The organism is Staphylococcus pseudintermedius (genome assembly GCF_001792775.2).
GTDB classification, from domain to species: Bacteria; Bacillota; Bacilli; order Staphylococcales; family Staphylococcaceae; genus Staphylococcus; species Staphylococcus pseudintermedius.
The window spans coordinates 43,247-62,981 of the sequence record NZ_MLGE02000002.1 but is presented as its reverse complement, the minus strand read 5'-3'; the positions used below and the strand labels follow the sequence as shown (position 1 = coordinate 62,981).

At 37.9% G+C, this 19,735-nt stretch carries 23 protein-coding genes; 19 read left to right on the top strand and 4 right to left on the bottom strand.

The features are described from left to right. Positions 1-20 precede the first annotated feature (20 nt). The 4 genes from BJK46_RS02035 (at position 21) to BJK46_RS02020 (ending at position 3,525) form a co-directional block, all read left to right on the top strand. Positions 21-1,049, top strand: a complete 1,029-nt coding sequence (locus BJK46_RS02035; protein ID WP_065520635.1) for a methionine ABC transporter ATP-binding protein — start codon at positions 21-23, stop codon at positions 1,047-1,049. Next, entirely contained in the window at positions 1,042-1,737 is a 696-nt protein-coding gene (locus BJK46_RS02030; RefSeq protein WP_063284816.1) for a methionine ABC transporter permease, read from the top strand. Before BJK46_RS02035 ends, BJK46_RS02030 begins: the two co-directional genes overlap by 8 nt. 19 nt (positions 1,738-1,756) lie before the next feature. Next, a complete protein-coding gene (locus BJK46_RS02025; protein ID WP_014614450.1) occupies positions 1,757-2,578 on the top strand; it encodes a MetQ/NlpA family ABC transporter substrate-binding protein in 822 nt (273 codons plus the stop codon). 128 nt (positions 2,579-2,706) lie between these two features. After that, complete coding sequence (locus tag BJK46_RS02020; protein WP_014614449.1) at positions 2,707-3,525, top strand: MetQ/NlpA family ABC transporter substrate-binding protein; 819 nt, start codon at positions 2,707-2,709, stop codon at positions 3,523-3,525. A gap of 296 nt (positions 3,526-3,821) precedes the next feature. Here BJK46_RS02020 and popT read toward each other — a convergent pair whose 3' ends face one another. Beyond that, on the bottom strand, positions 3,822-4,682 hold the full coding sequence (gene popT, locus BJK46_RS02015; protein ID WP_063284815.1) for a polyprenyl-phosphate transporter PopT: 861 nt from the start codon (positions 4,680-4,682) through the stop codon (positions 3,822-3,824). A 297-nt stretch (positions 4,683-4,979) separates the two neighbouring features. Here popT and sufC point away from each other — a divergent pair, with 297 nt between their 5' ends. The 7 genes from sufC to BJK46_RS01980 all read left to right on the top strand — a co-directional run bounded on the left by sufC (position 4,980) and on the right by BJK46_RS01980 (position 12,001). After that, positions 4,980-5,750, top strand: coding sequence for a Fe-S cluster assembly ATPase SufC (gene sufC / locus BJK46_RS02010; protein WP_014614447.1), 771 nt, complete (start codon positions 4,980-4,982; stop codon positions 5,748-5,750). A 21-nt stretch (positions 5,751-5,771) separates the two neighbouring features. Next, positions 5,772-7,079, top strand: a complete 1,308-nt coding sequence (gene sufD / locus BJK46_RS02005) for a Fe-S cluster assembly protein SufD (RefSeq protein ID WP_037543686.1) — start codon at positions 5,772-5,774, stop codon at positions 7,077-7,079. A 28-nt stretch (positions 7,080-7,107) separates the two neighbouring features. After that, the gene (locus BJK46_RS02000) at positions 7,108-8,349 is read left to right on the top strand and encodes a cysteine desulfurase (protein ID WP_014614445.1); all 1,242 of its coding nucleotides are present in this window, start codon (positions 7,108-7,110) and stop codon (positions 8,347-8,349) included. Next, positions 8,339-8,788, top strand: coding sequence for a Fe-S cluster assembly sulfur transfer protein SufU (gene sufU / locus BJK46_RS01995; protein ID WP_014614444.1), 450 nt, complete (start codon positions 8,339-8,341; stop codon positions 8,786-8,788). The genes BJK46_RS02000 and sufU overlap by 11 nt, the downstream gene beginning before the upstream one ends. Before the next feature lie 97 nt (positions 8,789-8,885). Beyond that, positions 8,886-10,283, top strand: coding sequence for a Fe-S cluster assembly protein SufB (gene sufB, locus BJK46_RS01990; RefSeq protein ID WP_014614443.1), 1,398 nt, complete (start codon positions 8,886-8,888; stop codon positions 10,281-10,283). 145 nt (positions 10,284-10,428) lie between these two features. Further along, positions 10,429-10,713: a type 1 glutamine amidotransferase family protein gene (locus tag BJK46_RS01985; protein WP_070407539.1), complete on the top strand. Its 285-nt coding sequence runs from the start codon at positions 10,429-10,431 to the stop codon at positions 10,711-10,713. A gap of 289 nt (positions 10,714-11,002) precedes the next feature. After that, positions 11,003-12,001, top strand: a complete 999-nt coding sequence (locus BJK46_RS01980; RefSeq protein ID WP_014614441.1) for a hemolysin family protein — start codon at positions 11,003-11,005, stop codon at positions 11,999-12,001. Between the two features lie 218 nt (positions 12,002-12,219). Here the strand turns inward: BJK46_RS01980 and BJK46_RS12375 are convergent, their stop codons facing one another. Further along, positions 12,220-12,447 carry a hypothetical protein gene (locus BJK46_RS12375; protein WP_015728854.1) on the bottom strand — a complete coding sequence of 76 codons (228 nt, stop codon included), beginning with the start codon at positions 12,445-12,447 and terminating at the stop codon, positions 12,220-12,222. Between the two features lie 18 nt (positions 12,448-12,465). Between BJK46_RS12375 and BJK46_RS12370 the strand changes: the two genes are divergently transcribed. Together BJK46_RS12370 and BJK46_RS12550 are read left to right on the top strand one after the other, a co-directional pair. Beyond that, positions 12,466-12,603: a hypothetical protein gene (locus tag BJK46_RS12370; RefSeq protein ID WP_015728855.1), complete on the top strand. Its 138-nt coding sequence runs from the start codon at positions 12,466-12,468 to the stop codon at positions 12,601-12,603. A 306-nt stretch (positions 12,604-12,909) separates the two neighbouring features. Continuing rightward, a complete protein-coding gene (locus BJK46_RS12550) occupies positions 12,910-13,032 on the top strand; it encodes a hypothetical protein (protein WP_014614440.1) in 123 nt (40 codons plus the stop codon). A 32-nt stretch (positions 13,033-13,064) separates the two neighbouring features. On the opposite strand, the gene BJK46_RS01970 is transcribed toward BJK46_RS12550, so the two are convergent. After that, positions 13,065-13,772: an alpha/beta hydrolase family protein gene (locus BJK46_RS01970; protein ID WP_103263532.1), complete on the bottom strand. Its 708-nt coding sequence runs from the start codon at positions 13,770-13,772 to the stop codon at positions 13,065-13,067. Between the two features lie 123 nt (positions 13,773-13,895). On the opposite strand from BJK46_RS01970, the gene BJK46_RS01965 reads away from it, so the two are divergent. The 5 genes from BJK46_RS01965 to BJK46_RS01945 all read left to right on the top strand — a co-directional run bounded on the left by BJK46_RS01965 (position 13,896) and on the right by BJK46_RS01945 (position 18,306). Continuing rightward, a complete protein-coding gene (locus BJK46_RS01965; protein ID WP_103263531.1) occupies positions 13,896-14,744 on the top strand; it encodes a DUF72 domain-containing protein in 849 nt (282 codons plus the stop codon). 8 nt (positions 14,745-14,752) lie between these two features. Next, positions 14,753-15,583 carry a sulfite exporter TauE/SafE family protein gene (locus BJK46_RS01960; protein WP_041613273.1) on the top strand — a complete coding sequence of 277 codons (831 nt, stop codon included), beginning with the start codon at positions 14,753-14,755 and terminating at the stop codon, positions 15,581-15,583. Positions 15,584-15,599: 16 nt separating this feature from the next. After that, positions 15,600-16,919, top strand: a complete 1,320-nt coding sequence (locus tag BJK46_RS01955; RefSeq protein WP_103263530.1) for a bifunctional metallophosphatase/5'-nucleotidase — start codon at positions 15,600-15,602, stop codon at positions 16,917-16,919. An 85-nt stretch (positions 16,920-17,004) separates the two neighbouring features. After that, positions 17,005-17,922 carry a lipoyl synthase gene (gene lipA / locus BJK46_RS01950; protein WP_014614435.1) on the top strand — a complete coding sequence of 306 codons (918 nt, stop codon included), beginning with the start codon at positions 17,005-17,007 and terminating at the stop codon, positions 17,920-17,922. Positions 17,923-17,940: 18 nt separating this feature from the next. Continuing rightward, a complete protein-coding gene (locus BJK46_RS01945) occupies positions 17,941-18,306 on the top strand; it encodes a YutD family protein (protein ID WP_103263529.1) in 366 nt (121 codons plus the stop codon). A gap of 627 nt (positions 18,307-18,933) precedes the next feature. Here the strand turns inward: BJK46_RS01945 and BJK46_RS01940 are convergent. Next, positions 18,934-19,200: a DUF3055 domain-containing protein gene (locus BJK46_RS01940; protein WP_096533850.1), complete on the bottom strand. Its 267-nt coding sequence runs from the start codon at positions 19,198-19,200 to the stop codon at positions 18,934-18,936. A 100-nt stretch (positions 19,201-19,300) separates the two neighbouring features. Between BJK46_RS01940 and BJK46_RS01935 the strand changes: the two genes are divergently transcribed. Continuing rightward, positions 19,301-19,732, top strand: a complete 432-nt coding sequence (locus BJK46_RS01935) for a DUF86 domain-containing protein (protein WP_031253621.1) — start codon at positions 19,301-19,303, stop codon at positions 19,730-19,732. The last annotated feature ends 3 nt before the right edge of the window (positions 19,733-19,735 follow it).

Sequence of the window (19,735 nt, the reverse complement as noted above, 5' to 3'; positions counted from 1 at the left end):
GCAACACAGGGAGGAACAGTATGATCACACTTAAAAATATAGTGAAAAAGTACGAAAGCAAGACGAAATCTGTTACTGCTGTTGATGGTGTCAATCTTGAAATTGAAAAAGGTAAGATTTACGGCATTATTGGATTTTCGGGTGCAGGTAAAAGTACTTTAGTCCGTTTATTTAATCATTTAGAAAAACCAACCTCAGGGGAAGTGATTATTGGTGGTGACAATATCGGACAATTAAGTCCAGATGAATTACGACGAAAGCGTCAAAAGGTAAGTATGATTTTCCAACATTTCAATTTATTGTGGTCAAGAACTGTACTAGAGAACATTATTTTTCCACTTGAAATTGCTGGCATGCCGAAAAATGAAGCGAAAAGACGTGCACAAGAATTAATTTCACGTGTGGGCTTACAAGGTAGGGAACATGCCTATCCATCAGAATTGTCAGGAGGCCAAAAGCAACGTGTCGGTATCGCGCGCGCATTGGCTAATGATCCAGAAGTATTGTTATGTGATGAGGCAACAAGTGCATTGGATCCTCAAACGACCGATGAAATTTTAGATTTATTATTACAGCTCAAAACTGAGAAAAATTTAACAATTATAATGATTACACATGAAATGCATGTCATTCGTCGTATTTGTGATGAAGTGGCAGTTATGGAAAATGGCCGTGTAATTGAAGAGGGAAAAGTGTCACACATTTTCGAGCACCCACAACATCAAGTGACACGCCGATTCGTTCAAGAGGATTTGAAACCGAGTGATGATAGTGAGGATTTAGCACAAACTTTTAAATTAGATAAAGATGAAGTCTTGGCTAAACTGATTTTTTCTGGTGAAAACGCAACACACCCAGTTGTATCACATTTAACCCAAAAACACGGCATTTCAGTGAATATTTTAGAGGGCAATATCAAGCATTCTAAAACGGGTACATTAGGTTATCTATTAGTACACATTGAACAATTTTCGAGTATCAACTTTGATCAAATTCAAGCAGAATTAAGGGCGCAAAACGTTGAGATAGAGGTGGTTAGCCATGGGTAAAAGTTTTAGCGAAATCTTGCAAGAAATGATTACAATGCCAAATGTACGTTGGCCGGATGTATGGGAAGCGACGTACGAAACATTGTATATGACCGTTATTTCAACAGCGTTTTCATTTGTTTTAGGTTTAATCTTAGGTGTGATTTTATTCTTAACATCCAAGAGTGAAGCGAAAATCGGACGCGTCTTTTACAACATTGTATCGTTCGTGGTGAATTTATTCAGGGCGATACCGTTCATTATTTTAATTTTGCTCTTAATTCCATTTACAAGTTTGGTGCTCGGTACGATTAGTGGTCCAACAGGGGCATTACCTGCATTGATCATCGGTGCTTCACCATTCTATGGACGTTTAGTGGAAATTGCATTAAAAGAAATTGATAAAGGTGTTATCGAAGCAGCACGTTCAATGGGGGCAACAACTTGGAATATCGTACTTAAAGTGCTGATTCCTGAATCATTACCCGCGCTTATTTCAGGTATTACTGTAACAGCAATTGCATTAGTCGGTTCAACAGCGGTAGCCGGAGTGATTGGTGCTGGAGGATTAGGTAACCTTGCTTACCTTACAGGGTTCACGCGTAACCAAAATGATGTCATCTTAGTATCAACTATTTTAATTTTAATTTTAGTATTTTTAATTCAATTTCTTGGGGATTGGATTACAAATAGAATTGATAAACGTTAATGATTAAGGAGAATGTGGAATGAAAAGGATTTTATCAATTATTGTTATTTTAGCTTTAGCCATTGGACTTGCTGCATGTGGAAATAAGTCAGCAGAAAAAAAGGATGACAAAAAAATCGTTGTTGGTGCTTCACCAGCGCCACATGCTGAAATACTAGAACAAGCGAAACCATTATTAAAAGACAAAGGTTATGACTTAGAAATTAAAACAATTAACGATTACACAACGCCAAACAAATTACTAGATGCTGGAGAATTAGATGCAAACTTTTTCCAACATACACCTTATTTAGATACTGAGAAAAAAGAAAAAGGTTATAAAATTGAATCAGCAGGTGACGTTCACATCGAACCAATGGCTGTATATTCTCACAAGTATAAGCGTTTAAAAGATTTGCCAAACGGTGCTGAAATTTTCGTTTCTAACAATCCAGCAGAACAAGGACGTTTCTTAAAATTCTTTGTTGATGCAGGTTTAATTAAAATTAAAGACGGTGTTAAAATTCAAAATGCAACATTTGACGACATTGTAGAAAATAAAAAAGACATCAAGTTTAATAGTAAACAAGCTGCAGAATTTTTACCAAAAACGTTCCAAAATGATGAGGGCGATGCGGTAATCATCAACTCTAACTTTGCAATCGAACAAAAATTAAACCCTCAAAAAGATTCAATTGCTGTTGAAAAAGGTGAAGACAATCCTTATGCAAACTTAATCGCTGTTAAAGAGGGCCATAAAGACGATGAAAAAATCAAAGCTTTAATGGAAGTGTTACATTCTAAAGACATTAAAGATTTCATTAAGAAAAAGTATGATGGTGCTGTATTGCCAGCAGAGTAAGGTGAGATGCACAACTATTTAATATGAAATAAAAAAACAACATGTGGTGTGATGGGGAAAGTCATTCAAATGGGCTAAACTTTCACACCCTAATCATTTAAAATAGGTCAGATGGGAGAGGAATGTATATGAAAAAATTATCTGTATTATTCATGGCAATTGCTGCATTCGTAGTTGTTTTAGCAGCCTGTGGTAAAGGAAATAATGAAAGTGATAATAAAAAAATCGTTGTTGCAGCAACACCGACACCCCATGGACAAGTCGCTAAAAAAGCTGGAGAAATCATGAAGAAAAAGGGCTATGAAGTTGAAATTCGCGAAGTCAATGATTATAAAATTCCGAACAAGTTATTGGATAAAGGCGATGTAGATGCCAACCTTTTTCAACACGTACCTTATCTAAAAGCTGAACAAAAGTCACACGGTTACCAAATTGAAGAAGTAGGTAAAGTGTTAACAACACCAATGGCTGTATACAGTAAAAAGCATAAAAGCTTAAAAGACTTACCAGACGGTGCTAAAATCTATATTTCAAACAATCCAGCTGAAGAGGGGCGTTTCTTATCATTCTTTGTGAAAGCAGGCCTAATCAAAATTAAAGATGGGGTTAAAATCGAAGACGCAAAATTAGATGATATTGTAGAAAACAAAAAGCATTTAGAGTTTGATAACCAACAAGGCGCAGAATTTTTACCAAAAACTTATAATAATGGTGAAGGTGATGCGGTGATTATGAACTCAAACTATGCAATCGATAATGGATTGAAGCCGTTGAAAGACTCGATTGCAGTAGAAGATGAATCATCGCCGTTTGCCAATATTTTAGCTGTTCAAAAAGGACACAAAAACGATGAGAAGTATCAAGAGTTCTTGAAAGCATTACAGTCAGATGAAGTGCGCGATTATATTAACAAAGAGTTTGATGGTGCTGTCATTCCTGCGAAGTAATGTTTTGGTTCGCATATTATATACAATGAGTTGGAGAAATAGGATGACTATTTAAAACGGGTGACACTTCCGGGATCAGCTGAAGTCTCAACGCGATTTGTCAATATATCGTTATTATTTTTTATAGAAGGCAGATGGGCTTTTCGGGGGCAGTACAGAAATCTTATATGTCACAAAGATTTCGTCGTACTGTCCCCGAAAGACTGGCTAGACTTCCAAAAGAACTATTCCGTTTTTCTTCCTATAATAACATCAAAAAGCACACATGATCATAATGGTTCACGTGTGCTTTTAATTTATTTTGTTTCAGCTTCGGCAGTAAATTGACCTAAGACGTAACTGATAACAAAACCGATAATGAGTGTTACGATAGAAACCAACCATGAGAGTCCTGATGTCGGTAGGCCTGGGAACACTGAGAAAAGTGAGCCGATGACAAGCCCTAATATCGCAGCATATGTTAAATACGTATAATGTTCGAGTAAAAATGTAATGATCTTACTTGCAATAACAAAACCGATGACGACACCGACGCCGACTAATAAAATGACAGGAAGCCCTTCAAAGTTAAAACGAACAGCTTCTGAAATAGAAAATGTCACTGTACTGTAGACGCCGAATAATAATAAAACGAACGAGCCTGAAATACCGGGCAGTAGCATCGCACTTGATGCACAAATCCCAGCTATTAAATATTTTATCAACATCGGTCCTGATACATCGATGTGTGAAGGTACAGCATGATTACTATCGCCTTTGAAAAATGCCATTGATGCTAAAATAATGACGCAGACAAGCATAACGAGCCAATGCTGAATCTGATATGTCTGTCTATATCTTGAGATGCGCAATAAAAATGGAATAATCCCTAGTATCAGTCCAAAGAAAAAGAACATAGTCGGGACAGGATGCTTCGCTAATAAGTAATTAATAACACTACTTAAAATACCGATTGCTAAGCCCATACCAATCACTATCGGTAATAAAAATAAAATACTCTTTTTAAAATTTTTTGAGAACACACCACTTACAGATTGAATAAAATCATCATATATTCCGAGTAATAACGCAATTGTACCGCCACTTACACCTGGGATTAAATCACTGACACCCATTGCGAAACCACGAGGAATATTAGAAAGTTTAAATTTCGACATAATTGTAATCCTTTCTTTTTTGTCCATACATCATAACATATTATACCCATTTTCTATTAGTGATAATATCATCTTGATTTGAATGAGAACAGAGTGCTTTTAATTATCAATAACGTTTCTAAAAAAGTTTGTAAGAATGATTCTTCTACAAACTGAATATATAACGCTAAACGGTTTATCAATCCCTTTATTTCAGTTATAATAAGCAACTAGATAGATTTGAAAACCTTTTGACGTTACATTAAAATTATTATAAACTAAACTATGGAATCTAACATTATTTTGGAGGGAATATTAATGCCATCAACATTAGAAATTAAAGACTTACATGTGTCTATTGACGATAAAGAGATTTTAAAAGGTGTTAACTTGACAATCAACACAGGGGAAATTCATGCCATCATGGGGCCAAATGGTACAGGTAAATCAACATTATCTTCAGCAATTATGGGCCATCCATCTTATGAAGTGACACAAGGTGAAGTGTTATTAGATGGAGTAAATGTTTTAGAATTAGAAGTTGATGAACGTGCCAAAGCAGGTCTTTTCTTAGCTATGCAATACCCATCAGAAATTACGGGTGTGACAAATGCGGACTTTATGCGTTCAGCAATTAATGCGCAACGTGAAGAAGGTAATGAGATTAACTTAATGCAGTTCATTAAAAAGTTAGACAAACAAATGGATTTCTTAGACATGGATAAAGACATGGCGCAACGTTACTTAAATGAAGGCTTCTCTGGTGGGGAGAAAAAACGTAACGAAATTTTACAATTAATGATGTTACAACCTAAATTCGCTATTTTAGATGAAATTGACTCTGGTCTTGATATCGACGCATTAAAAGTTGTATCAAAAGGAATCAATGAAATGCGCGGAGAGGAATTTGGTTCATTAATTATCACGCACTATCAACGTTTATTAAACTATATTACACCAGACCATGTGCACGTAATGTATAACGGCATCGTAGTGAAATCAGGTGGTGCTGAATTAGCAAAACGCCTTGAAGAAGAAGGTTATGAATGGGTTAAAGAAGAATACGAATCAGTAGTGGCAAACCAATAATCATCACAGGAGGAAATAATTATGACGACTGAAACATTAAATATTTCTGAAGCGCAACTTGTTGATTATTCACAAGCCCATAACGAACCTTCGTGGATGACTGAATTAAGAAAAAAAGCACTTCAACAAGTCGAATCTTTAGAAATGCCTAAACCAGATAAAACAAAATTAACGAAATGGGATTTTGACTCATTTAAACAGCATGAAACAGAAGGTGCTGTATATAACGATTTAAAAGAATTACCGAAAGAAATCGATCGTATTATTAACGTCGAAAACACTGAAAACTTAGTGATTCAACACAATAACACGCTGGCATATACAAAAGTCAATGAAAAAGCGCAACAAGACGGTGTGATTATTGAACACATTCAAGAAGCGTTAGTGAACCATAGTGATTTGGTAGAAAAATACTTCATGAAAGATGCAGTGACTGTTGATGAGCATCGTTTGACAGCGTTACACACGGCATTAATGAACGGAGGTATTTTCGTCTATGTGCCGAAAAATGTTGTTGTTGAACATCCGATTCAATATGTTGTGCTTCATGACGATGACAATGCAAGTTTCTTCAACCATGTTTTATTAGTGACTGAAGAAAGTGCTGAAGTGACATACGTAGAAAACTATTTATCAACAGCGAGTGGCGAAGGAAACCAATTGAATATTATTTCGGAAGTGGTTGCTGGCGCGAACTCTAACATTTCATATGGTTCTGTTGACTTTTTAGATCAAGGTTTTACAGGTCATATCATTCGTCGTGGTGTGACTGCAGCAGATGCCTCTATTCGTTGGTCATTAGGTTTAATGAATGAAGGCGACCAAATTATCGATAACACAACGAACTTAATTGGTGACCGTTCATCTTCTGAGCTTAAATCAGTTGTGGTTGGACGTGGTACACAAACAATTAACTTAACATCTCGTATTGTGCAATACGGTAAAGAAACAGACGGCTATATCTTGAAGCATGGTGTGATGAAAGAGAACGCTTCTTCAATCTTTAATGGTATTGGTCATATTAAGCACGGCGGTTCAGGTTCATCAGCTAACCAAGAATCACGTGTGCTCATGCTTTCTGAAAATGCACGTGGTGATGCGAACCCAATTCTATTAATCGATGAAGACGATGTAGAAGCAGGACACGCAGCATCAGTAGGTCGTGTAGATCCAGAACAACTTTATTACCTTATGAGTCGTGGTATTTCGCAATCAGAATCAGAACGTCTTGTTATTCACGGTTTCTTAGATCCAGTTGTACGTGAATTACCAATTGAAGATGTTCAACGTCAATTACGTGAAGTGATTGAGCTGAAAGTAGGCAAATAATACAATTCAAGAAAGGTCTGTGATTGTAGTGGCCGATACAAAACTAAATGTAGAAGCAATTATTAAAGACTTTCCCATTTTGGAACAACAAGTCAATGGAAAACGTCTTGCATATTTGGATTCAACAGCAACAAGTCAAAAACCAAAGCAAGTGATTGACGCCTTGTCAGATTACTACGAGCGTTACAATTCGAACGTACATCGTGGGGTGCATACACTCGGTTCGCTTGCGACAGATGGTTACGAAGGGGCGCGCGAAACAGTCCGTCGTTTTATCCATGCGAAATATTTTGAAGAGATTATTTTTACTCGTGGTACAACAGCAGCAATTAATATGATTGCGCATAGTTATGGAGATGCCAATGTCGGTGAAGGTGACGAAATTGTTGTCACACAAATGGAGCACCATGCGAACCTCGTCCCTTGGCAACAACTTGCGAAACGTCAAGGTGCGACATTAAAATTTATCCCAATGGCAGAAGATGGTACGATTACGTTAGAAGCTGTGCGTGAGACAGTTTCAGAACGTACGAAAATTGTAGCAATCGCGCATGTTTCTAACGTATTAGGAACAATTAATGATATTAAAGCTATTGCAGAAATTGCGCATGAACATGGTGCGATTATTTCAGTTGATGGTGCACAGTCTGTTCCACATATGAAAGTAGATGTTCAAGATTTGAATGTTGATTTTTATAGTTTTAGTGGCCATAAAATGCTTGGACCAACAGGAATAGGTGTCCTTTATGGAAAACGAGAACACTTGAATCAAATGGAGCCTACTGAGTTCGGTGGCGATATGATTGATTTTGTGGACTTGTATGACAGTACTTGGACAGACTTACCGACTAAGTTTGAAGCAGGCACACCTTTAATAGCTCAAGCTATTGGCTTACAAGCAGCTATTGAATACATTGAGTCCATTGGCTTTGATGCGATTCATGAACATGAACAAGCTTTAACAACGTATGCCTATGAACAAATGTCACAAATTGAAGGCATCGACATTTACGGGCCGTCTAAAGACAAACGTGCAGGTATTATTACGTTTAATCTTAAAGATGTACATCCACATGACGTTGCGACTGCTTTGGATACTGAAGGTGTTGCAGTGCGTGCAGGTCACCATTGTGCACAACCATTAATGAAATGGTTAAACGTTTCTTCAACAGCGCGTGCAAGTTTTTATATCTATAATACAAAAGAAGATATCGATCAACTTGTCGAAGGATTGAAACAAACGAAGGAGTTTTTCTCATATGAATTTTAATAATCTAGACCAATTATATCGTTCGGTGATTATGGATCATTATAAAAACCCTCGCAACAAAGGTGTCATTGAAGACGGGACGATGACTGTCGATATGAACAATCCCACTTGTGGTGACCGTATCCGCTTAACATTTGATATTGCAGAGGGTGTCATTCGTGATGCGAAATTTGAAGGTGAAGGTTGTTCGATTTCGATGTCGAGCGCGTCGATGATGACTGAAGCGATTAAAGGGCATAGTTTAAAAGAAGCCATGCAAATGAGCCAAGAATTTACGAAAATGATGCTCGGTGAAGATTATGAAATCACTGAGGAAATGGGAGATATTGAAGCCTTACAAGGTGTTTCTCAATTCCCAGCCCGTATTAAATGTGCCACACTTGCATGGAAAGCACTTGAAAAGGGTACTGTAGAAAAAGAAGGCAAAAGTGAAGAATAGTCGTTTGTGAGAACTTTTTACACAACGATTACGATAGAGTTGAAAATGAGTTGTCATAAGGCACTCATGAATGAATTAGAAATAGGAGTGATGATTGATGGCTAAAAAAGCACCTGATGTAGGCGATTATAAATATGGCTTCCATGATGAAGACGTATCGATTTTTAGATCAGAACGTGGCTTAACAGAAAATATTGTACGTGAAATTTCAAGAATGAAAAGCGAACCTGAATGGATGTTGGACTTTCGTTTAAAATCGTTAAAACAGTTTTATAAAATGCCAATGCCACAATGGGGCGGCGACTTATCTGAATTAGACTTTGACGATATTACGTATTATGTTAAACCGTCAGAGCGTTCAGAGCGTTCTTGGGATGAAGTGCCTGAAGAAATTAAACGTACTTTCGATAAATTAGGTATTCCAGAAGCTGAGCAAAAATATTTAGCAGGTGTATCTGCACAATATGAATCAGAAGTGGTTTACCATAACATGGAAAAAGAACTTGAAGAAAAAGGTATTATCTTCAAAGACACAGATACAGCATTAAAAGAAAACGAAGAACTTTTCAAAGAATATTTTGCATCTGTCATTCCAGCAGCTGACAACAAGTTCGCAGCATTGAACTCAGCAGTATGGTCAGGTGGTTCATTCATTTACGTACCGAAAAATGTGAAATTGGACACACCATTACAAGCGTATTTCCGTATTAACTCAGAAAACATGGGTCAATTCGAACGTACATTAATCATTGCTGACGAAGGTGCATCTGTAAACTATGTTGAAGGTTGTACAGCACCAGTGTACACAACGAACTCATTGCACTCGGCAGTTGTTGAAATCATTGTACACAAAGATGCGCACGTTCGTTATACAACGATTCAAAACTGGGCAAACAACGTGTATAACCTTGTGACAAAGCGTACATTCGTTCATGAAAATGGAAACATGGAATGGGTTGACGGTAACTTAGGTTCGAAATTAACAATGAAATATCCAGCATGTGTGTTACTTGGTGAAGGTGCAAAAGGTAGCACATTATCTATCGCTTTTGCGGGTAAAGGCCAAGTTCAAGATGCAGGTGCTAAAATGATTCATAAAGCACCAAACACATCTTCAACAATCGTTTCAAAATCTATTTCTAAAGACGGCGGTAAAGTAGTATACCGCGGTATTGTACACTTTGGACGTAAAGCGAAGGGCGCACGTTCAAACATCGAATGTGATACGCTAATTTTAGATAACCAATCGACATCCGATACAATTCCTTACAACGAAATTTTCAATGACCACATTTCATTAGAACACGAAGCGAAAGTTTCTAAAGTATCTGAAGAGCAATTGTTCTACCTCATGTCTCGTGGTATTTCTGAAGAAGAAGCGACTGAGATGATCGTAATGGGCTTCATTGAACCATTTACAAAAGAATTGCCAATGGAATATGCTGTTGAAATGAACCGTCTCATCAAGTTCGAGATGGAAGGTAGTATCGGATAAGCTGAGTAGGCATGGTTGAGCGATTTTGATTGTCGAAAACTACCTTTTTGATACCTCTTTATTTTGATTATGTTCAAAATAAAGAGGTATTTATTTTACACAAGTTTTTTTATGTCGCTACCTTAATTCAGAAAGGATAGACTATATGAAAAAGCTTATGATGATCAACACAAGTCACCATCAGTTTGGGTATGACGAGAAGCCGACTGGGTTAGTGTTAGGCGAACTTGTTCATTTTTATGACGCTTTCAATCGTGAAGGTTACACCATGGACATATATATTAATGGGAGTGACACGCCTATCGATTCAGTCAGTTTAAACAAATTGATGTTAGATCGTGCCACTAAAACATATTATGAAGGTGCACATTTTATGGCGTTATTAAAAAAATGCGCAACCTATTACTCACGCAAATCCAAAAATGTATGAAAATCATGCAGGTATTATGTGTGATTCATTTGCAATTTAGCTATCGTTCAGACACAATAATACTATGATTGCCGGTATGTATTTTCGGTGTATAAGGTTTGAGATGATAGGGAAGTAGAAATGATGTGCATGATATAGTAGGAGATAGGGTGAGACATTAAGCTTTCTCATCATCTTCTTTCTCATGTTTTTATTGCGCATTGTTAATTATAAAACAGTTGAAAAATGAAAATGGGTTTAACATATTGACTATTTTCTTATGCTAGAGATTAAGAGGGGGAACTGCTTAATGATCATTGCGATCATTTTACTCATCATTGTCTCTTGTTTCTTTTCGGGGAGTGAAACGGCACTTACCGCAGCAAACAAGGTCAAATTAAAATCAGAAGCGGACCAGAATCACCAAAGATCCGCGAAATTATTGAAGTTATTAGAAAAACCGAGTGAATTCATTACCACTATTTTAATTGGTAATAACATTGCGAATATTTTGTTACCGACATTAGTCACGATTTTAGCAGTAGATATAGGCCTAAGTGTCGGTATTGCGTCCGCGGTGTTAACGGTCGTCATTATCGTATTTGCTGAAGTGATTCCGAAATCCGTAGCCGCAACATTTCCAGATCCAATTGCACGTTTTGTATTTCCAGTGATACGCCTTTGTGTCATCGTATTTAAACCGATAACGGTCGTGTTGAATGCTTTAACAGATGGCATTAATCGTATATTGTCACGTGGACAAGAAAATCAAGGTATGTCCAAAGAAGAAGTGCGTACGATGGTGTCGATTGCAGGTACGGAAGGCGCATTTAACGAAATGGAACGGAATCGTATTCAAGGGGTTATGGATTTTGATCGTTTGAAGTTGAATGATGTCAGCAATACTCCGCGTGTGAATGTGACATCACTATCTGTAGAGGATACGTATGATGAAGTGTATGACATTGTGATGAACCATCCATACACGCGTTATCCAGTATATGAAGGCGATATCGATAATGTGGTAGGTGTGTTTCATTCTAAATATTTGTTAGCTTGGAGTAAAACACCCGATAAAGCAGTGACAGATTTCTGTTCAGAGCCGTTGTTTGTTTATGAACATAACCGTGCTGAATGGGTATTGAGAAAGATGACGGTCACACGTAAACATATGGCTATTGTACTTGATGAATATGGTGGTACAGATGCGATTGTGACACATGAAGATTTGATTGAAGAGATGTTAGGTATGGAGATTGAAGATGAGATGGATCGCGAAGAAAGCGATAAATTGAAACAAATCCGTTAAAGTGACATAAAAATATAGAAAATGGCTGGGAACATTTCATTGTGACCCAGCTTTTTTTAAAATTTAAGGTGACTTGACGATGTGGTGTAAAACAAAGGTGACAGAACAATGTCAAATTGACTATCCAATTATACATGTAGGAATGGCTGAGAGAATGACACCAGAACTCGTCGCAACGCGGTCAGCGAATTAGGTGGACTTGCGACGATTGGTACATGTTATATGACCTCGGCAGTACTCGAATAAGAAATTTTAAAAGTGAAAGCACGCACATCCAAGTCTTTTTCAGTAAATTTATATGTGCCAGAGTCATTTTCATATAAAGATGAAGCTGTGGCGGCGATGAACGACTTTTTAACACCATATCGCCCAGCATTAAATCTTGAACAACCAACAATTGGCGATACCGACCCTTCCATATGTGACATATTGATTGACATTGTCATTCAACAACACGTTTCGATTTGCAGTTCACTTTTGGAATTCCTGATGAAAAAACAATCAACCGTTTGAAAGCAGCCGATATCGTATTAATTGGTAGTGTGACAACCGGTGAAGAAGTCAAAGCAGTAGAAGCAGCTAGTTGTGGCACAAGGAAGTGAAGCAGGCGGTCACCGTACAACATTTGATGATCATCAAGAGACAACGCCATTAATTGGGACAATGGTATGCGCCCCTTAAGTGGCGACAACCTTTTTAACAATACATGAAAGCACCGCAAAATCAGTGTATAAACAAGTGATTTTAACAGTGTGGCAACAGATGCGATTCTGACACATGAAATTATTAGAAAACCTGCAAGAGCGCTTCACAATGCATGGATTCAGCATTTTCGCGAAAAAGGTCCGGTCATTTTACCTTAGCCAATACAAAATGATTAAACGTAACATATTTGAGCTGCGGCAGGTATGGTAGGCGATGCAAACTGGATGCATATGTGGAGTGGTCAAGGTGGCCGTCTCGCGCAAAATCACGATGTGGCTAATTTTTTCAACCAATTGATTCAAAATGCACAGTCACAAGCTGAATAATTCAACATGTAACTGTGCATCATATGTGTCCGCTATACCGTATCGCCTGCAGTACGGTGTGCGAGCCATTCCAATAACATATTGAGGTGTGTCGCGCCAGGATTAATACAATCCAAATGGTCTAAATAAGGTAAGGCATAGAGTGTTAAATATTGACCATGCTTGTAGTTTTCTTGGACATAGGAGAGCGTGGTATCCATATGTACGGAAGTGTCGTTAAACCCGTGTACAATGAGTGTATCGACATCAATAGGTGCTTGCATTAAAGGTGAGGCTACACGCATCGTATGGGTTGAGCTAGAGTCAAAATATTCTGCTGCAGCGTTTTGTCCTAAATGTTGATGTAACGTGTAAAGGACGTCTGTCACAGGTGCGAGTGCGACGATTTGATCGAATAACTCTGCGTTTAATAAAACGAGTTGTCCACCCACGGAATGACCGATGCCAACCAGTTGTCGTGGTTGATAGGTAGAAGTTTTAAAATGTTGAATTGCTGCTGCCACATCGTCGCTCGGTATCGGCCATGGATGTGCTGTACCGCGACGATATTCCACATTGACTACTGCATAGCCTGCTTCAATCAATGTATCAATCATTAAATCCATCATCGCTTTACTATATTTTTGTCTCCAATAGCCGCCATGAATGAGAACAATCCATGCTTGTGACGTTTTCTGTTCATTGTCATAAACGTCATAATGTTGGTCTTCATGTGCCCCGTAACTGATTTGTTTTACCATTATTAAAAACTCCTTTTTGCACGTCTTTAATCCCATTATACCCTATGCTGCTTTCCAACAAACGAGGGGCATCATCACGTACATCATCGTGGTGGATATGATAAAATGAAGGCGGTGATAAAAATGATAGAAATTGGTCTAACAGGGTGGGGCGATCATGACACCTTGTATGAAGATTTACAGCGCAAAGCAGATAAATTACAAACTTATGCAAGTCATTTTCCAGTCGTTGAATTAGATGCGTCATATTATGCCATCCAACCTGAACGTAATATTGTGAAATGGATTAGTGAAACGCCACAACGCTTTAAATTCGTCGTCAAAATTCATCAAGCACTGACGTTACATGCAGATTACCACGACTATGCAGACACGATTGAAAGTTTATTTCATGATTTTCGACGGATGTTACAACCTTTAGTTGAAGCAGATCGTTTAGCGATGGTCCTCGTTCAGTTTCCGCCTTGGTTTGATTGTAATGCTAAAAATATTAAATATATTCGCTACGTCCGCGCACAACTCGAACAAGTACCGGTATGTATCGAATTTCGTCATCAATCTTGGTTCCAAGGCGAAATGAAAGAGCATACGCTACAATTTTTAACAGACAATCAACTTATTCATTCGGTATGTGATGAACCTCAAGTAGGAGAAGGCAGTGTCCCATTAGTGAACCGCATTACACATCAAACGGCACTCGTTCGACTTCATGGACGAAACAAGTATGGTTGGACGAAAAAGGATATGACGGACCAAGAATGGCGAGATGTGCGGTATCTTTATAATTATAACGCTGAAGAATTACAACAATTAGCAGATAAAGTGACATTATTAAATCAAAAAGCGCAACATGTATATGTCGTGTTTAACAACAACTCAGGCGGTCATGCTGCAGCAAATGCCAAGTATTTTCAAAAACTTTTAGGCATTGATTATGAAGATTTAGCACCACAACAACTTAAATTGTTTTAGAGGAGGGCGTGACGTTGAGTATTATCATTCTTATTCTCGTAGGATTTTTATCCGCTATTATCGGTTCTTTAGTTGGAATTGGTGGTGGCATTATCATTGTACCGACATTAATTTATTTTGGTGTCACGTTAAATATTTTAGGGGGCATTACACCGCAAACTGCAATTGGTACATCATCCATTATTTTAATTGCGACAGGGTTGTCCTCAACGGTAGGTTATTTAAAACAAAAGCAAGTGGATGTAAAAAATGGCATCATATTCACGATTGGTATCATTCCAGGGGCGTTGATTGGTGCTTATTTAAGCCAATATTTAACGCTACATTCATTTAATTTATACTTTGGGATGTTTCTAATTCTCATCTCTGTATTATTAATGGTCCGTCATCGTATACCACCGATTAAAGCCTTCCAACAAGAACGCTATATGAAGTCATTTACAGATGCACACGGTGAACATTATCGTTATGGTGTTGTTCCAACTATTGCGATTATTGCGTCATTTATTATTGGTTTAACAGCAGGCTTATTTGGCATTGGCGGTGGTGCATTGATGACACCATTAATGTTGCTTGTATTCCGTTTCCCACCCCATATTGCAGTAGGGACAAGTATGATGATGATTTTCTTCTCAAGTGTGACTGGTTCCATCGGTCATATTATGTTAGGTCATGTGTTATGGGGGTACAGTTTGATTTTGATCATTTCAAGTTGGGTCGGCGCACAATTAGGTGTGAGATTAAATAAAACGGTCAAATCCGATACCGTAGTTTTAATTTTACGATTAGTCATGCTAGGATTAGGGATTTATCTCATTTTACAATCATTCTTTAACTAAAAAGTGAGGCGAGATTATGCGTTTAACGATTTATCATACGAATGATATTCACAGTCATTTACATGCTTATTCACGTATCACAGCATATTTAACAAAGGCACGTGCACAATTAACGCATCCTTCTCGTTATGTCGATATCGGCGATCATGTCGATTTATCCTTACCTGTAACAGAAGGCACGTTAGGGAAACGCAATATAGAACTCCTGAATGAAGCGGGATGTGATGTAGCGACAATCGGAAACAATGAGGGCATGACGATTTCACATGAAGCGTTGAATGCATTGTACGATGAGGCACAGTTTAAAGTGACGTGTACGAATGTATTAGATGAATCAGGTCAATTACCACACAACTTTTTGACGTCTTATATTGAACAAATTGAAGGCGTGCGTGTGATGTATGTCGCAGCAACAGCGCCATTCACCCCATTTTATCGCGCACTAGATTGGGTGGTGACTGATCCTCTTGATGCGATACAACAAGAAATCGCCGCGCATAAGGGTGAATATGACGTTTTAATTGTATTGAGTCATGTTGGTATCTTTTTTGATGAGAAACTTTGCGAAACACTACCAGAAATTGATGTTATCTTTGGTGCCCATACCCATCATTACTTTGAAGACGGTGAAATTCAAAATGGTGTATTAATGGCGGCAGCAGGAAAGTACGGTCAATATTTAGGGGAAGTGACGCTAGAGATAGAAAACAGTAAAGTCATTGAGAAGACTGCGATGTTACATCCACTTGAGCAACTGCCTGAAGTTGAGACAAACTTTGAAGCGGAAGGGAAAGCACTCCTCAACGCACCAGTCGTGGATACACCGATCACTTTGCAACGTGCGATGAATCATATTACAAAAGCGAGTTATTTGTTAGCTGAAAGCGTGCACGAATTTACCGAAGCAGACTGTACAATTATTAATGCAGGTTTGATTGTCAAAGGCTACACGGCACAACGATTAACCGAATATGATATCCATCAAATGTTGCCCCATCCAATCAATGTCGTACGTATTCGTTTAACAGGGGCTGAATTGAAAGAAGTGCTATTGAAAGCCCGTGCTCAAGAATATATGTACGATTACGCGCAAGGTCTAGGCTTTCGTGGGGACATCTTTGGCGGTTATATTTTATATGATGCGGGCTACATTGAATCGAGTGAACGCTACTTTGTGAATGGCAAAGAGATTGATGATGAGGCGACTTATATTTTAGGGACGGTGGATATGTACACGTTTGGACGCTATTTTCCAACTTTAAAAGGCGGTCACATCCAATACTTAATGCCTGAGTTTTTGAGAGACATATTTAAAGAAAAGTTGTTAACGGTTTAATTTGCATGAACAGGAGATTTTAATTTCTTGTAAAGTTCGTTATAATAGAGTAAGACCTATAAATTATGGGAGGTTTTCCGCTGTTATGGCTACAAAAAATGAAGAAATTTTACGCAAACCAGATTGGCTTAAAATAAAGTTAAACACAAACGAGAACTACACAGGCTTAAAGAAAATGATGCGCGAAAAAGGACTACATACTGTATGTGAGGAAGCAAAATGTCCAAACATCCATGAGTGCTGGGGTGAGCGTCGTACGGCTACATTTATGATCTTGGGTGATGTTTGTACACGTGCATGTCGTTTCTGTGCAGTTAAAACAGGTTTACCGAATGAGTTGGACTTAGGTGAGCCAGAACGTGTCGCTGATTCAGTGAAACAAATGAACTTGAAACACGTCGTTATCACTGCAGTAGCGCGTGACGACTTGAAAGATGCCGGTTCAAATGTATACGCTGAAACAGTACGCAAAGTTCGCGAGCTTAACCCATTCACAACAATTGAAATTTTACCTTCTGACATGGGTGGCGACTATGAAGCGTTAGAAACATTAATGGCTGCACGTCCGGACATTTTAAACCACAATATCGAAACAGTACGTCGTTTAACACCAAGAGTGCGTGCACGTGCCACTTACGATCGTACATTAGAATTTTTACGTCGTTCTAAAGAGTTGCAACCAGACATCCCAACAAAATCAAGTATTATGGTGGGATTAGGTGAAACAATTGAAGAACTTCACGAAACGATGGATGATTTACGTGCGAACGGTGTAGACATTTTAACAATCGGTCAATATTTACAACCTTCTCGTAAACATTTAAAAGTACAAAAATACTACACACCATTAGAATTTGGTAAATTGCGTAAAGTTGCGATGGAAAAAGGCTTCAAACATTGTCAAGCGGGTCCATTAGTGCGTAGTTCTTACCATGCAGATGAACAAGTAAATGAAGCAGCTAAAGCGAAACATCGACTTGGTGAAGAACAACTTAAATTATAAGAACCAGGTGATGAACGTATGATTAAAGTAGGAAACCATTATTTTGAATTATTAACGTCATATAAAGATGGGTTCAATGAAGATGATTTTATTGCGAGATATTCTGAAATTCTAGATAAATATGACTTTGTCGTTGGGGACTATGGTTACGATCAATTGAGATTAAAGGGCTTCTATCATGATTCCTATAAAAAAGCAGATTTTAACAAACGCTTTTCAACGATACAAGATTATCTCTATGAATATTGTAATTTTGGATGTGCCTACTTTGTCGTACGTCGACTTTCAAAAGCAGAAGTCGAACAACAATTAGGACATGATGCGCCTATTGATGCAATAGATAAATTGAAGGATGTCAAAATACAACCGACAATACAAGATTAAATCATTCGAATGATATATGAGCAGCATGTGCATAGTGAAGTATAGTGAACTTCATCGTGTGCGTGCTGTTTTTTTATTTGGGATATTAAGTATTGACTGTGATCAGTTAAGAAGGAAACAGAGGAAAGCGCTAAAAAAATAAGCATTGCAAGACGTTTGATGACGCGGAAATCTTGATCCAGTCTCTCTACAGAAAATGATTGAAATGATGAAGTGAGAATATTGGTGAAAAATGGCATGAAGAAGAAAAGTAATTGTAGAAACCTGTAACATTAGATGTCCTGCGCCATAATAGTTAAAAACCGTGCAAAGATCCCGAGGGATGATGTAAAAAAACAATAACGTCATTTAACTTTAAATGTGGCTAGTGTTCAACGCAGTAGATGTCTGATTGCTCAAGGTTTGCACTTTTGAGAAGCCTAGCCAAGCTTGCGGGGGCAGTATGACGAAATCTTTGTTGTACATGAAATTTATGTCCTGCTCCCCAAATCCATTTCGGTACATCCCAATATACACTTTAATCAAGTTGAATTGCGTTGAAGGGATAGCGCCTAGGAAAGCGTAGCACTGTTCGGCAATCGAACGAACAAAAAATAACCTATGTACAACAAAGATTTAAAATTACCACTACTGAATCACTTCATGCAAATAAGCCCTAATCTCATCGCCCTCTTCTTCACTCACGCCCAAAATATAAGCAATATAACCTTCTTCCTCTAAATCATCCGTCCCAATAATCCCAAACTTATTCGTCTGCGTATTTAACACTAACGTCTTACCATAATGACGATCCGTTTGAATCAACACCAAATCATAACGGCTATGCTCACCAACAAAGCCAACAAAACGAATTTGAGAAGGTTCCATATCATCATATAAAAACATATCTATCATGTGTGTAACTCCTTTAAAATCATGTTAAGGCAAGTATAGCGATAAATGAAGTTGCATGCAAAATTATGATATGATAGAGGGGAATAGGGGTGACCATAAAGTGTATTTTGTTGATAAAACACAATTAGAAACGAAATTAAAATATTTAAAACAACTCACTGAAGATTATGAGACGGTAAAATCAAATCATTACGCATTTGAACGTGTCGCACAAATGTTGATTGAGTCCTCAGTCGATATCGGCAACATGATTATCGATGCCTTCATTTTGAGAGACCCAGGCAATTATAAAGACGTCATTGATATTTTAGAGCTTGAGGGTGCCATTTCTAAAGAGACCCAACACGCTTTACACGAAACGATAGATGTGCGCCGTCAGTTCGTGCACTATTACGATACATTAGATATAGCGCAGTTAATCCCATTATTTGATCAAACAGTCCCATTTTATGAGCAGTTTATTGAAGAAGTTTTACAGTTTTTAGAAAATGAAAATGTCCCTGTAACAGCATTTGGAAAAGGAGCGCAATAAGCA

Excerpts from the sequence above, each read along its gene's own strand:
- BJK46_RS02035 (WP_065520635.1), top strand. The coding sequence starts at position 21 with ATGATCACACTTAAAAATATAGTGAAAAAGTACGAAAGCAAGACGAAA.
- BJK46_RS02030 (WP_063284816.1), top strand. The coding sequence starts at position 1,042 with ATGGGTAAAAGTTTTAGCGAAATCTTGCAAGAAATGATTACAATGCCA.
- BJK46_RS02025 (WP_014614450.1), top strand. The coding sequence starts at position 1,757 with ATGAAAAGGATTTTATCAATTATTGTTATTTTAGCTTTAGCCATTGGA.
- BJK46_RS02020 (WP_014614449.1), top strand. The coding sequence starts at position 2,707 with ATGAAAAAATTATCTGTATTATTCATGGCAATTGCTGCATTCGTAGTT.
- popT (WP_063284815.1), bottom strand. The coding sequence starts at position 4,682 with ATGTCGAAATTTAAACTTTCTAATATTCCTCGTGGTTTCGCAATGGGT.
- sufC (WP_014614447.1), top strand. The coding sequence starts at position 4,980 with ATGCCATCAACATTAGAAATTAAAGACTTACATGTGTCTATTGACGAT.
- sufD (WP_037543686.1), top strand. The coding sequence starts at position 5,772 with ATGACGACTGAAACATTAAATATTTCTGAAGCGCAACTTGTTGATTAT.
- sufU (WP_014614444.1), top strand. The coding sequence starts at position 8,339 with ATGAATTTTAATAATCTAGACCAATTATATCGTTCGGTGATTATGGAT.
- sufB (WP_014614443.1), top strand. The coding sequence starts at position 8,886 with ATGGCTAAAAAAGCACCTGATGTAGGCGATTATAAATATGGCTTCCAT.
- BJK46_RS01985 (WP_070407539.1), top strand. The coding sequence starts at position 10,429 with ATGAAAAAGCTTATGATGATCAACACAAGTCACCATCAGTTTGGGTAT.
- BJK46_RS01980 (WP_014614441.1), top strand. The coding sequence starts at position 11,003 with ATGATCATTGCGATCATTTTACTCATCATTGTCTCTTGTTTCTTTTCG.
- BJK46_RS12375 (WP_015728854.1), bottom strand. The coding sequence starts at position 12,447 with ATGACAATGTCAATCAATATGTCACATATGGAAGGGTCGGTATCGCCA.
- BJK46_RS12550 (WP_014614440.1), top strand. The coding sequence starts at position 12,910 with ATGGTAGGCGATGCAAACTGGATGCATATGTGGAGTGGTCAAGGTGGC.
- BJK46_RS01970 (WP_103263532.1), bottom strand. The coding sequence starts at position 13,772 with ATGGTAAAACAAATCAGTTACGGGGCACATGAAGACCAACATTATGAC.
- BJK46_RS01965 (WP_103263531.1), top strand. The coding sequence starts at position 13,896 with ATGATAGAAATTGGTCTAACAGGGTGGGGCGATCATGACACCTTGTAT.
- BJK46_RS01955 (WP_103263530.1), top strand. The coding sequence starts at position 15,600 with ATGCGTTTAACGATTTATCATACGAATGATATTCACAGTCATTTACAT.
- lipA (WP_014614435.1), top strand. The coding sequence starts at position 17,005 with ATGGCTACAAAAAATGAAGAAATTTTACGCAAACCAGATTGGCTTAAA.
- BJK46_RS01945 (WP_103263529.1), top strand. The coding sequence starts at position 17,941 with ATGATTAAAGTAGGAAACCATTATTTTGAATTATTAACGTCATATAAA.
- BJK46_RS01940 (WP_096533850.1), bottom strand. The coding sequence starts at position 19,200 with ATGATAGATATGTTTTTATATGATGATATGGAACCTTCTCAAATTCGT.